Genomic DNA, 13,646 nt, shown 5'->3' with positions numbered 1-13,646 from the left:
TGATTGGAGACGCGGAGACGGATCACGCAGAGCCGCAAAGACGCAGAGTTTTTTAGGATTATAGTGGCAGGTAAAAAGGTTTGCAGGAAGTCGTATCTATCTCCCCTCTGCGACTCCGTGTCTCTGCGTGCCATTTGCTCGGTGCCTCTTTTTCCACTGCATCTCCGATCACTCTGCGCCTCTACCTCACTGCCTGATAGATTTCCTCTATAGCTCCCTTCGAGAATACAAACTGCCAAAGTTGTATCTTTCTGGAACGAAATGCACCTGCACAACTTAAAAGATAAAACTCCCACATACGTCTGAATCTTTCCCCGTATTTATTCTGGATCTGACTCCATCCTTTCTCGAAATTATTGTACCAGGCCATGAGTGTCTTATCATAGTCCGGGCCGAAATTGTGGAGATCTTCCAATACAAAAAGATTTTCACTCGCCTTAGTGATCTGTGCCGCAGAAGGAAGATGCGAGTTCGGAAAAATATATTTTTCGATCCATCTATCCGTTGCCTTGCTGGATTCATTGGAACCGATCGTATGAAGCAAAAATAATCCCTTCTCCTTTAGGGATTTATAAACTATTTCCATATAGGTCCTGTAATTTTTATAACCTACATGTTCCATTTGTCCTACGGAAAGAATAGAATCGAAATTGTCTTTTACATCTCGATAATCCATTAATTCGTATTTTACTTTCAGGTCTTTTGATCTTTCTTCTGCGAGTGTTAATTGTTCTTTAGAAACGCTGATCCCGAATACTTCTGCACCGTATTCTTTGGCCGCGTGCCTGGCGAGTCCTCCCCAACCGCATCCAATATCCAAAACTTTCATGCCAGGTCTGAGATCCAGCTTCCGACAGATCAGGTCCATTTTATTTTCTTGGGCCTCGTCCAATGTGTTCGCATTCTTCCAATATGCACAGGAATAGACCATTTCCTTGTCTAACATCAGCTCAAATAGATCGTTCCCAAGATCGTAATGCCTTTCTCCGATCACAAATGCTCTTCTTTTGGATTGGCGGTTCAATATTACAGATTCTAGATATAGAAAAAAGTTTCCCCAGGTTTTGGCGGCCTTTTCAATTCCTTTATCTAATAATCTTCTGACTGTTTCATCGAATCTTTCGCATTCGAACCAGCCGTTCATGTAAGCTTCTCCCAAACCTAAGGAGCCGTTACTCAATATTTTTTCGAATAGTCTATCATCCTTTACTTGGATGTCCCAATCTGCATTTCCTCCGAAGCTGACTCCTGCCTTCGCAAATAATTCTTCTACCTTACCGCGGACTTTTTCTTTCCACATGACGCCCTCCCTAAGCAATCGCAGTCGCGGAGTAAAATACTCGATTTTTATAAGGAAGAAAAGTAAAAAAGGAAAAAGAAGATATTAGACTGTATTCTATTCTACCAAACGCTTGTTAGTCGAATACTGTAACTTATTTGAGAAGTTCTAAAATTGAATTTTGGATCTCACGTATCGTATCTTTTTGGAATCTTGGATCAGGAACAACGTTAGAGGATATTGCGGCTTTGGAAGCTTCTTCCCAGCGAAAAGAAAATAGGTCGTCGTGGGAGATATAGGAGGATTTATACTGAGATTGTAACGTTTTTACCAAGTATTTATATTCCGGAAAGTTACCTCTATCCGTATAAAGTATAGGAGTTCCTGCAAAGTAGGACTCACTTAAAATACCGTATCCAGGTTTAGTCAAAACGAAATCGCTTGCCCTGAGTAGATCAGGATAATGACAATTTGGAATGGTCACAATCCCCAGATTATTTTTGGCTTCTATTTTCCATTCTATTCCGCCGATCACGATCCTTCTTTTGGATGGGTCCCATTCTTTCCAATCAAAATGAGAAGAGTCTATTCCATAAGCGCCGAAGGAAAATAAATAATATTCGATATCTTCTTCAAAACCGTAATATTTTCTGGCTTCTTCTTTATTTAGATTCGGTTTACGTCCTAACAAACCGATCTCTTTAGTATTTAGGATAGAAGTAATCGGGCAGGAAAGAGGAAGGACAAGTCCCAGATCGCAGAGTGCATATTCTTTCTTTAATTCTTCCGAATACTTTTGGAATATTTCAGATTCATAATATGAATAGATATAATCCCAGGTAAAATTCCCTAAAAATAAGGAAGGTATCTTTAATTCGGAGGAAATTAAAAAAGGAAAAGAAGAAGAATCCGACCAAATCAGATCCGGTTTTTCTTTTTTGAGATATTCAGTTTCTAATTGTAATAAAGAGTCTTTATTCTTCTTAAATTCTAAAATTTCAGATTCAGTGGAGTCCAGGTCCATTCCTAAAGAATCTTTTTGAACGATCCCCACATCCGATCTTGTTTTTCTGAATTGGATCCTGTTTTTGACCTTTCCCCAGATGCCGGAAATATCTAAGGAAGATGCGAATTCTTCTCCTCTGGGAGAATGAATCGTCGCGGTCCATTCCGGATGATTCAATAAAATTTGAAGGATTGCTTCTAAGCTGCGGCTGATATGACCGAAACCGTGGCCGCTTATATATGCGGAAATATGGATCTTTTTCATTAACGGTTTTGTCGATATAGTAGCACCAAAGCGCACAAGTGCATTGCGTGGGCTTGTATCATCCTATAATTCCTTTCCAATCAATATGAAATACTACCAGGAGCGTACGGAGTATTTCTTAGATACCTTTTATCCAAAGTTCTGCCCTGAATGCAAGATTCAACTCAGAAAGCGAGTGGGGCTGAGAAGCCATCTAATCCCTTGCGAGAGTTGCCACCGCCAGGCTTCGCGATTCTCATATCCGATTCACTTCTTTTGTCAGCAGACGGAATTCATTTACAGCGGAACGAATTAATCTTTGTCTCTGTTCGGTATCTTTCCCGAAGGGCCAATCGAACGGCATAAGGAAAACTAGCAAAATCTGAGCAATAAACGAATGCTCTTCCGATCTGCGAATTGTGGATAATTCCTTTTGATTTGAATCGAATATTTGTAAAGCCAAAGCTAACGAACCTTTTTCCTCTGTCGGAATAATTAATGCCGTAAGTCCCGAAAGAATTAAAATCCCAGTATTTTGGTTCATATATAATCGAATATTTGCAGAGACCTTATAATGAAAAGGATCACCTTCTTTAACTAAGGTATATAGGCCGGTGCTATCTAACTCGTCCTTTATCTCATTATAATACTTCTCACCAATAATAATTTTATTTCGTTCGGTGGTGAGTAACTTACCATTAGTGTAAGAGGCGTAATCTATTTGCAGTAAGACTCTCTTTTTTTCCGTCGGTGCTACAATTATTCTTTCGAACGGAGGAAGTGTAGGGTTTTCGGGATAGACGGTATATCTGCAATTCTCTAAGAAAAAAATAAATGAAACTGAAATAATTCCAAACGAAATTATATTGATAGATGTTCGGTTAATTTTATTCATTTCCTTGATGACGTGTATTCTAAAAAGATTAGATTAATTACTGTTTTTATGTCTTTCGGAGTTGCCGTAGATTTACTCTCACCGGCTATCGATAGCAAAGTGCATTTTGTTACAGACATTTTTCAAGCGATCTCGCGCAAACTCAGGTGAGGGAGGGATACCAACCGATGTGCTAATTGTCAATCTGAGATTTTTGTCGAAGTACTTCGTACATTAAAATTCCGGCGGACATTGCCAGATTTAAACTATCCGCCACTCCCTTCATAGGAAGAGAAATATATTGATCGCTTTGGGATCTTGCATATTCGCTTAGTCCGTACTGCTCGCTTCCAAAAACAAGTGCGACTTTTCCTTTTAGGTCCGCATCCCAATGAAGTGACTTTGCTTCGGGAGTCACTGCAAACGTTTTGTATCCTGCATTTTTAAGAATAGGGTATAGTTCTTTGATGTCCGACTGGAAGACATCTAATGTGAATAAAGTTCCGGTAGAAGATCGTATAACGTTCGGGTTGAATAGATCCAGCCTCGGATCTGCAACGAATACTTTATGAAATCCTGCACCTTCCGCAGTCCTTAGGATGGTGCCTAAATTTCCTGGTTTTTCCACACCTTCGATCACAAGTATAGGATCATCTGAAAGTTTTGTTTTGGATGATAAGGAGAAGTCCGGTAATTCGGCAGTGGCGATCAGACCGTCCGGCCTATCCCTATAAGATATCTTTTCGAAAATTTGTTTAGGAACTAGGATCGTTTTTGCATCTATAGAAGATACAAGATCTTCTTCATTCTCTCCTAGATAACAATCAGGGCAGGTGAGTATATATTCGAATTTTACTTTGCCTGAGATTTGTGCTCTTTGGATCTCTCTAAAACCTTCAATGAAGAATGTGCCGGACTTTTCTCTGTTCTTCTTCTCCTTTAGTCCGGAGATATACTTCAGCTTTTCGTTTGAAAAACTGCTGATTTCCAAAATGTTCTTCTTCAAAGTTTTACTCTGTTGGAATAAAATACGCAGTTGGAACCTGCAGGATGTAATCTTCCGGTGGTTTCTGTGATGGAAAGTTCTTCCGTAAGATAATTCCCGGGAGTTTTGATCCTTCCTTCTAAAATTCTGCGAAGTGCAAGGGGGCTAAACCCTGTTGAGTGGCAGGTCAAGAATACAAACTCGGGTTTATTATCGCAGAGTTTCATGAGAAGATCCATCATCTCAGGTAGATCTTTTTCTATCTTGAAAACTTCTCCGCTGGCTCCTCTTCCGAAAGTGGGCGGATCCAAGATAAAACCTATATATTTTTTTTCTCTTCGGATCTCTCTATTCAGGAATTTTAATACGTCTTCTATGATCCAACGCACTTTTTTATTTGCTAAACCGGAAACCTGCGCATTCTCTCTGGCCCATTCTACCATTCCTTTAGAAGAATCCAAATGACATGCGTCCAATCCTCCGGCTAATACCGATAAGGTGGAAAGTCCTGAATACGCGAATAAATTCAGGACTTCTCCCTGTCCAGAGAGTTGTGAAGAAACGTTTCTGATCCTGTCCCAATTGCTCAATTGTTCCGGAAAGATCCCGAGATGGCCGAATGGAGTAAAACGTATCTTAACCGTTAAAGGCGGTATTTGGATGAGAAACTCGTCTTCCGAATCCGGCCTGGAAGCACCTGATCCTTTCCAACTCCAGTTTCCTCCACCCTTATCGCTTCTATGATATTCTCCGTCAGCGTCCTTCCAAAGAGAAGCCTGGGTAGGGGGCCAAGCAGCAACTGGAGAAGGGCGGATCACTTTATATGGGCCGACTTGTTCTAACTTTTTGAAATTTCCGGAATCGATGAGTTGGTATGTATTTTTATTTATGCTCATATGTTATTGATCCAAGGGCTCGCATTTTTTATAGATATGCACCTTGAAATATTTCCCTTCCGGAAATTCCTTACGTGTAGGATGGTCCGGCTCAGGTTTTAATTTAATAAGATCCTTGTACTTCCATCCTTTGTTTGCCAAGGTTTCTCGGCCAATCTTTTCGAATTCGGACTCTAAGATTCTACCGGAACAAGAAAGTAAGATCAAGTCCCCTCCAGGTTCCAAATAAAAGAGTGCCTTAGTTATTAGACTACGATAAGCTTTTTTCCCTGCAGGAACAGCGGCCTGGTTCGGAGTCAAATTGGGCGGATCCAAAACGATCAGTGAAAATTTTCTGTCTTCTAAAAATCCCCAGTCTTGGAATAGATCCGCTCTGACCAGATGATGTTTTCCTTTGGTGAGGATCGTATTCTTCTTCTCGAAATTTAAGAGTTCTTCCTCCGGCAAAATATGGGATGCAAATTCTTCGAGTGCTTCTTTAGCTCCATCCGCGGAGAAGACTGATTTTGCTCCTGCTTCTTCTAAACATACAGAAGTAAGTCCGGTGTGGGAGAATAAGTGAAGGCAATCTTTATCATGAGCTAATTCCGGTTTTTCTAATATAAATCGGCGTAAATTTCGGACATCCAGAAAGAATCCACCTTTCTGGCCTGGGATCTTAGTTTTCCATTGGACTTGGTTTAGGAAAATTTTTTCCTCATACGGGACTTCTTCTTTACCTCGTAAAAAACGAATAGGTAAAGATTTTTCCGAGCCTATACGCTGTGGAGAGATCCATACGATCTGTTTCGGGATTGGTTCCTCCGACTTGGAAGAAGCGGAATAAAGAAGCCGAACTACTAATCTAGAAAATGTTCTTAATGATCTTGAATAGGTTTGGACCACCCAGGTTGATCCATAACGATCCACTGTGACTCCTGGAATTAGGTCATTTTCTCCATGTAAAAGTCTATATGCGTTTGTTTTTGCCCTAAGAGGTTTTCTGAGTTCTAACGCTTTTTCTATCGTTTGTTGTAATTGAGGAATTGAGAATTCATTTCCTCTTTGTATGATTCTTATTCCAATCGGACCGGAAGAAGAATAGATCCCAAATCCTAATGTTTCATTCGATCCGGAAACAAGTTTCATCCAATCTCCGTCTTGGAATGCGGAGATTGCGGTGGATAATTTTCCGTTTAAGATCCAAGGATGTCCTGAGTGTAAGACTGACTCAGTTGTTTTGTTCAGTTGGTATCGACGGAATCGGTTTTGTTTGGACGAATGGATTTGCAAAACTTTGGGTCTATCTGAAATGTCTAATTAATAGGGACTATGTTATCCTACTTGGATCACACTTCAATTCATTTCGACAATTTGCCGAAAAGAAGCCTTGACAAAGGAAAGTCTTAGAGGGGAAAATCGAGTATGTCTTCTAGACGGCCAAAAACGGATATATTGTCTCCAGAATTACTTCGTCAAGCAGCCGAATCTGCTAGAAGAAAGGCATTTCGCAAAAACCTCCCTATAGCGATTTATGAGAACGGAGTCGTGGTTCTTTTATATAAAGACGGAACGAAAAAATTCCCAGAGGAAGTTTCTAAAAAGATATCTCACGAATAATGCAACCTCGTTTTAGAATGTTTGCAGGGCCGAACGGTTCAGGAAAGAGCACTTTTTATACAAAGTTACGAAATGCAGAAATTATTCACACTGACTTTTATATAAGTGCCGATCGGATCGAGGCCGGACTTAGAGAAAGTAAAAGATTCGTTTTTAACGCGTATCGGATCAGTGTTTCGGAAGAAGAGTTTTTTCAGGCCTTATCTAAATCCAGTTTAATCAATAAACAAAATAATCGGAATCCTTCCGACTGGTTTTCCTTGTCTGGAGGAATTTTGAACGTGAAACCTTCCGGAATAAATTCCTATTCTGCCGCTATGATTGCCGACATTCTTACGAAAAAACTAATTACAAAGCGGCAGAGTTTCTGCTTCGAAACAGTAATGAGCCATTCATCTAAGACAGATTTGCTACGTTTAGCTAAAATGGCCGGTTACAAGATTTACTTTTATTTCATTTATACTCAAGATCCAAAATTGAATATCCAGAGAGTGCTTCAGAGAGTGAATGAAGGCGGCCATAATGTGGATACTAATAAGATACTAGAAAGATATAAAAGAAGTTTTAAATTATTACCTACAGCATTAAAGATTTCAGATCGAGCTTACTTATTGGATAATACGGAAGAATTTGAAACTGTTGCTGAAAAAGAGGGAGAAAATTTTTTCTGGCATACTTCAAATATCCCTAATCCACTTAAACCGGTTAAAAAACTTTATCCATATAGATCCTAATCGTGCAGGACCCCTGAAATAAAAAAGGACAGAGCATAGCCCTGTCCTTTTAAAAATATCAGTCTTGAAAAATCTTACTTTTTCTTAGCGCTATCGTAAGAAGTGTCGGTTGCTCCGGTATAGATCTGACGAGGTCTACCGATTTTCATATCAGGAGATTCGATCATTTCTTTCCATTGAGCGATCCAACCAGGAAGACGTCCCATTGCAAACATTACAGTGAACATGTTCACAGGAATTCCAAGAGCACGATAAATAATACCGCTATAGAAGTCTACGTTCGGATAAAGTTTCCTTTCTACGAAGTAAGAATCTTTAAGAGCTGCTTCTTCCAATTCTTTAGCAATATCTAATAGAGGGTCGTTTACTCCCAATCTGGAAAGAACAGCGTCACATGCTTTTTTGATGATCTTAGCTCGTGGATCGAAGTTTTTATAAACTCTATGTCCGAATCCGGAAAGACGGAATGCATCATTTTTATCTTTTGCTTTTTCCACGATCTTTTTCACTGAAAGACCGGAAGCCTTGATCTCTAAAAGCATTTCTAATACTTCTTGGTTTGCTCCACCGTGGCGCGGTCCCCAAAGAGCGCAGATACCTGCGGAGATCGCTCCATACAAGTTTGCAAGAGAAGAACCGACTAAACGAACCGTGGAAGTGGAACAGTTTTGTTCGTGGTCCGCATGAAGGATCAATAAAAGATTCAGAGCTTTTACGATCTCAGGATCGATATAATATTCTTCACTTGGAACTGAGAACATCATATTTAAGAAATTACTGCAATAATCCAGGTGGTTCATCGGGTGAACTGTAGGTTGTCCCAAAGATTTTTTATAAGCGAATGAAGCGATTGTAGGGAACTTCGCTAAAAGACGCACCATAGAGATATGTCTATGATCCGGATTTTCCGGGTCATAAGAATCCTGGTAATAAGTAGAAAGTGAACCGATCATTGTAGACATGATCGCCATCGGGTGACCGTCTTTAGGGAATCCATTATAAAGACGTTTTAGATCTTCATGGATCAAAGTGTGCATGGTCAGCTCTTTGTCCCAGTCTTGTAATTCCTTGTCGGAAGGAAGATGACCATAGATCAAAAGGTAAGCCACTTCAGTGAAGCTTGATTTTTCGGCTAATTGTTCGATCGGGATCCCACGGTATCTTAAAATTCCCAACTCTCCATCCAGGAATGTAACTGCACTAGTGCAGGCACCGGTATTTAAATAACCGTTATCTAATGTAATGTATCCTGTTTGTTGTCTAAGTTTGGAGATGTCTATGGCCTTTTCGTTTTCTGTTCCCGTAATGATGGGTAGTTCATATTCTTTACCGTCGATTTTTAAGATTGCGGTGTTTGCCATTTTTTACTCCTATTAGATGAATGATATCGGACGAACCGGCATAAGGTAGACCTTAGGACAGAGAGGTGAAATTGAGAACTCGGCCCGGTCCTTAGAACTATTTCACGGATCTGAAATTCTAGACAATCCAAAAAAAAGAATCCGTTTTGTCTGCTCAGCGGTTTTTGTACTGCCTTAAACTTTGGTAATTATAATAGTTCGACGTTACGATCCTGCAATAATCACGAGGTTCCTTTAGAGGAAGTTCCTCTAAAAAATGATTAAAATCTCCATGATAATGATTACGTTTCCATTTTCTGAGATTTCCAGGACCTCCGTTATAAGCGATAGAGGCCCATTTCAAATCGTTTTCATTGGAAGAAAGAAGGTATTTTAGGAATTTTGCACCCATTTGGATAGAAATTTCCGGATCAAAAAGAGAATAAGGACCAAGCCCCAAACCTTGGGCTAATCCCTTTCCGGTAGGTCCCATAATCTGCATGAGGCCTCTCGCATTGGAAGAAGATACGGCATTCTCCTTAAAAAAGGACTCCTGCCTCATCACCGCATATACGATATCTTCTTCGATCCCGAAAGATTTGGAATAATGAGAGACAATATCCCTATGAGGTCTGGGGTAAATTCTGGACGCTAGTTTGGAGGGAAGAAGGATCACATCATCCGGGATCTTTCTTCTTTTCATTAGATTTCTTGTATGGAATACGGTCAAATATTGGTTGCCTGTAACTTCTCCCAGCGCTGCAAAAATTTCGTCTTTTTCTTCTTCGGAAGTTCCGGTCTGTAAAACGAATTTATCCACCAGAGAACTTGCGTGTGCCATCTCTCCGATCTCTAAATATTCTTTAGCGTTTTGTAATAAAGTATTCCCTCTGACCTTACTATGAGCGGAATCGATCCGAACATCCAAGGAGAATGAATCCGGGAAATAAGCGAATTCCAGATCTCTTCCTATAATTTTATCGGAATATTTAGGATCACCCGAAGTTAGAGAAAGATATTCGAATAATGTATCCTTATTTCTTAAAGGGGAATCCGGTTGTTGGATAGAAGAGATCTCAGTTGCAAATTCTTCCCGGATGACTCTTGTATAATAAGAACCCGGAATGAATTTATAATAAGATCTTAACCAAGAGAGAAGTTCATCCTGTTTCCCTTTGGATTTTAAACTTCTCAAATACCAATACACCAATCTACCTTTGACAGGAAGATTCGGGATCCTTTTTAAAGCCTCTTTCCAATAAGATTCCTCTAAAAAATGAGAATGGTCCCCGATTAAAAGATCGATCAGCTCGTCTTGGCGGATCAGGTTATAAGGATTTTTTTCAAGAGAAGAAAGTAATCCGTTAAAATATTTATCTCTTTCTCCCAGGCGTTTATAAGCTCTTGCATACGCATATTCTACTGATTCGGAAGAAGATAGATTTGTTTTTTCCAATAGATCTAAGCCCGATTTTGCCAGGTTCTGATTGGAGAGCTCCACAGACATTGCAGCGGTAAATTCGGGAAAATATTCCGCATAACTTTTATGTTTAGAAAAGAGAGAAGAAAGCCTTTCCGGATAATATTGTACTAAACCTCTCGCGGCAGCCTTCCAACTTTCCGGTCTTTCAAAAACGACAGAGCTGAAATATTGGTGGGAGGATATAAAAGATTTTTTATCACCTGCATCTAAAAAGGGAAGGAATAGCACTCCTTTTTCTAAAGGGATCTGTTTATAAAAGGATTCTCCCTTCCAGGTCCTTAGATCCGTATAAATATCTTTTTTAACGTAAGAAGGAACATTGGCATCTTCTGCCAAAGCGTATAAAAGATTTTCTCCCTTCTGTACTTCTCCGAATTTGTATAATGCCTTGGCGTATCTGTAATAAGCCATAGCACCGAAATATTCTTTTTTATCTTTTTCGGAAAAACTTTCGGCGTAATCTTTTGCTTCTTTGAATTCTCCATTTTCATAATGGATCCGGATAATTTCCCCGATCACATTTTTATAAACAGGATCATACTCTGGAGGAAGTTTTTTAAGATAAGAGATCAGTTCGGAAGAAGATAAACTTTTTCTTTTTACCATTTCCTCATACAGTTTCCAAAAACTCATTTTTGTAACTGCATTCATAGGGGGGAGAGGGTTTTTGATCAGTCCGAGGAGTTCCTCCTTGGTCACTCCTACCACAAGCCTTCCCTTTAATAAGGATACCAGATACCTGAATTTATTTCCATGATCTCCGTCCGGGTGGTGTTCGTGAAAACGAACGAGAGCGTAAACCTCGGATTCTTTAGAAGGGGATCTCTCCCTAAAAATCCTGCGGATTTTTTCTAAACTATAGGATTTGACCAAGTATTTTAGGTCGTCGTCCGCAAAAAGACTGCCGACAACTAGAAACGGGAGTAACCCCAGAATCGTTTTTTTCATGCGATTCTTCTCACTTAATCTGCCTTAAAAAGGGTTCAACTCCAAAAAGGAGTCTTTATGCATATATCGGTATCAAATACAGAATGGCCTGAAATAACTTTAAGGCATCCGGACTTCGAAAGTAAAAAACAGGATCGAAAACCTGATTCTGAAGTCATCCGACTCAAAACGAAAATTTTGGATCATTATAGCGGAAGTATTCTCACACATTTGAGGCCTTCTCATTGTTTCAGAGCGGATTTATTCGGAAGATTTGTATTCCATTCTCCTCGTTTAGATTGGATCAGAGAAGATGGGATTACAGAAAGAGAAGAAAAATTACTACGATTATTCTTCCAAGAGTTACTGGATGAGCTAAAAGGAAATCTGGTTTGGGACCCGGAATTATTTTTCTTATGTTCCGCATTCTTATTATGTGAAGATAGGATCCGTGATTACCAAGAATTGGTCTATTCTTTCGGAGAAGATCTGAAAGAAGCGAAAGAAGGAAGAAGATTACTCTATTTTATAGATGCGATCTCCGGATCCGAGAGCTTTTTGAAAGAAGGTCTGGAAAGAAAAGAAAGGATCTCGTATCGCCATAAACAACAAGGATTGAACCAGGAAGAGCAGAATGAATTATTCGACTTGGTAATTTCTTCCCAAGAACCTGATCTGGCAGGACTTGCTTATTTCTATTTTAAGGATAAAAAAGAAGGGATCCGGAATATAAAAGTTTTAGATGCAAGTATCGCGAGAAGGATAGAGGAATTTTCCAGAACGGAAGCAGACTTCTTCTTAGATCAATATTCTCTTAGACATCCGATCCTGGACAGATTTTTCTTAGTTAAAAAATGTAAACCGAGAGACTTCGTATTCGAATGGATTTCCGAAGAAAAAAAGAAAAACGGAAGAGAAGAGCTGAAAGAAACTCTAAGAGACTCCATCCAAGAAGGAAGCGACGACTCTTTATTCGAACGTTATAAGATCCTAAAAGAACAGGGGATGTCGTACACACTTAGGCCGTTCGAACTTTTGGTTCTTTGGAATTCTACTGTCGCCGGAGAATTGGATTCCGAGATGATCTCGGTTCGCGATCAAACTCCAGGTTCTTATTTAACCCAAAGAGCGATCGCGGTCCAAGAATTTAAGGACAAAAAATTCGAAACATTCAGAGAAAGATTGCTGCTCACTGGAAGATTCCAATATTCTCCTGAAATGGTATACCTAAAAGCGATCTCTCTTTTGGAAACCGGACCTGTGGAAGAGGGAGTCCAGCTTATGGAATCTTTGGTGCACAAATTTCCACAGTCCGATTTTTTGAGATTGGTTTTGGAAAGATATAAGAGTAAGAATTCTTGAATTCGACTCTGTGTTCTTCGTGCTCTCTGTGCGAAACTTCTCCTAATTTGGTTGCCAATCGGCTGGAGAATTTCCTTGCCTTATAACTGTACTTCTTCTAAAATCTGACCTAAAGACCCCATGGCAATCACCCAAGAACAGATCCTAGAGTTACAGAGACACCAGAAGATGATCCAGCAATTGGAAAAGATCCAAAGGTTGTCCAAAAACGACGAACAGAAATACAGGGTCTCCAGGGATCTGGAAAAATATAGGAATCGGATGAGGGAGATCTCTCCGGAGGGAATTCCGGATAATCTAGAAACTGCAGCGGAGCAGATCCGTATGTTCCGTGAGAATCCGGATGCTGCAGGCCGCATTCTTGCCAAGTATCCTATCATGAAAATTTCTCCGAACTCTAATGATACTGAGGTGAATCAGATCGGTACCTGGATCAATGTGCTGGATCGGGAGTATCTTCCTATATTAAACGAAACTCATATTCGTTTCGACTTCTCTCATGGGAACGAAAAGGACGGAGTGGTCAAACATATGGAGAACATCCGACGGAACATCAAAGTTTTGACGGAGACTATCGAAGAATACCAGGCTGCTGAAAAACAAGATTTCAGAGAACAGCTAAGCCGGATGAAGAATAAACAAACCCGGATTTTTATCGCAGAAGCTTTCGAGATGTTCCAGAAATTTAATGAATTCCTTTCCAAGGTTTTGGGAGAATTCAAGGCGGGAGGGGGAGTGATCATGAATATAGAAGATAAGATCACTTTCAATTCTAGATTTGAGAAGGCCACTGAATTGGAAGGCAAATCTATTCCGGATGCCTTGGATGAATTCAGGGAATTCACCGCAGAAGTTTTGGATCGGATCAACGTTCCGAATATCAAACATTAAGATCTGGATTTTTTCAGTTTAGCGCGG

General features: G+C 39.9%; 11 protein-coding genes. 3 read left to right on the top strand and 8 right to left on the bottom strand.

Features of this window, described 5'->3' with window-relative positions:
- Positions 1–181: 181 nt before the first annotated feature.
- From cfa to EHR06_RS17155, 6 genes are all read right to left on the bottom strand, one after another.
- Positions 182–1,300, bottom strand: a complete 1,119-nt coding sequence (cfa, locus tag EHR06_RS17180; RefSeq protein ID WP_135758135.1) for a cyclopropane fatty acyl phospholipid synthase — start codon at positions 1,298–1,300, stop codon at positions 182–184.
- 133 nt (positions 1,301–1,433) lie between these two features.
- Positions 1,434–2,549: a glycosyltransferase family protein gene (locus tag EHR06_RS17175; RefSeq protein ID WP_135758134.1), complete on the bottom strand. Its 1,116-nt coding sequence runs from the start codon at positions 2,547–2,549 to the stop codon at positions 1,434–1,436.
- A gap of 235 nt (positions 2,550–2,784) precedes the next feature.
- Positions 2,785–3,423: a hypothetical protein gene (locus EHR06_RS17170; RefSeq protein WP_135758133.1), complete on the bottom strand. Its 639-nt coding sequence runs from the start codon at positions 3,421–3,423 to the stop codon at positions 2,785–2,787.
- 172 nt (positions 3,424–3,595) lie between these two features.
- Positions 3,596–4,408, bottom strand: coding sequence for a TrmH family RNA methyltransferase (locus EHR06_RS17165; RefSeq protein ID WP_135758132.1), 813 nt, complete (start codon positions 4,406–4,408; stop codon positions 3,596–3,598).
- Positions 4,405–5,283 carry a class I SAM-dependent methyltransferase gene (locus EHR06_RS17160; protein WP_135758131.1) on the bottom strand — a complete coding sequence of 293 codons (879 nt, stop codon included), beginning with the start codon at positions 5,281–5,283 and terminating at the stop codon, positions 4,405–4,407. Before EHR06_RS17160 ends, EHR06_RS17165 begins: the two co-directional genes overlap by 4 nt.
- Positions 5,284–5,286: 3 nt before the next feature.
- A complete protein-coding gene (locus EHR06_RS17155; protein ID WP_244288645.1) occupies positions 5,287–6,555 on the bottom strand; it encodes a class I SAM-dependent rRNA methyltransferase in 1,269 nt (422 codons plus the stop codon).
- A gap of 608 nt (positions 6,556–7,163) precedes the next feature.
- Between EHR06_RS17155 and EHR06_RS19190 the strand changes: the two genes are divergently transcribed.
- Positions 7,164–7,616, top strand: a complete 453-nt coding sequence (locus EHR06_RS19190) for an ATPase (RefSeq protein WP_167492314.1) — start codon at positions 7,164–7,166, stop codon at positions 7,614–7,616.
- Between the two features lie 74 nt (positions 7,617–7,690).
- Here the strand turns inward: EHR06_RS19190 and EHR06_RS17145 are convergent, their stop codons facing one another.
- A complete protein-coding gene (locus EHR06_RS17145) occupies positions 7,691–8,977 on the bottom strand; it encodes a citrate synthase (protein WP_135758129.1) in 1,287 nt (428 codons plus the stop codon).
- Positions 8,978–9,131: 154 nt separating this feature from the next.
- Entirely contained in the window at positions 9,132–11,387 is a 2,256-nt protein-coding gene (locus tag EHR06_RS17140; RefSeq protein ID WP_135758128.1) for a lytic transglycosylase domain-containing protein, read from the bottom strand.
- Between the two features lie 57 nt (positions 11,388–11,444).
- On the opposite strand from EHR06_RS17140, the gene EHR06_RS17135 reads away from it, so the two are divergent.
- Together EHR06_RS17135 and EHR06_RS17130 are read left to right on the top strand one after the other, a co-directional pair.
- A complete protein-coding gene (locus EHR06_RS17135) occupies positions 11,445–12,728 on the top strand; it encodes a hypothetical protein (RefSeq protein ID WP_135758127.1) in 1,284 nt (427 codons plus the stop codon).
- Between the two features lie 120 nt (positions 12,729–12,848).
- A complete protein-coding gene (locus EHR06_RS17130) occupies positions 12,849–13,619 on the top strand; it encodes a hypothetical protein (protein ID WP_135758126.1) in 771 nt (256 codons plus the stop codon).
- Positions 13,620–13,646 lie beyond the last annotated feature (27 nt).

Source organism: Leptospira dzoumogneensis (assembly GCF_004770895.1).
Taxonomy (GTDB): Bacteria; Spirochaetota; Leptospiria; order Leptospirales; family Leptospiraceae; genus Leptospira_B; species Leptospira_B dzoumogneensis.
Note: the sequence above shows the minus strand (reverse complement) of the source record. Positions and strands in the feature narration are given on the sequence as shown.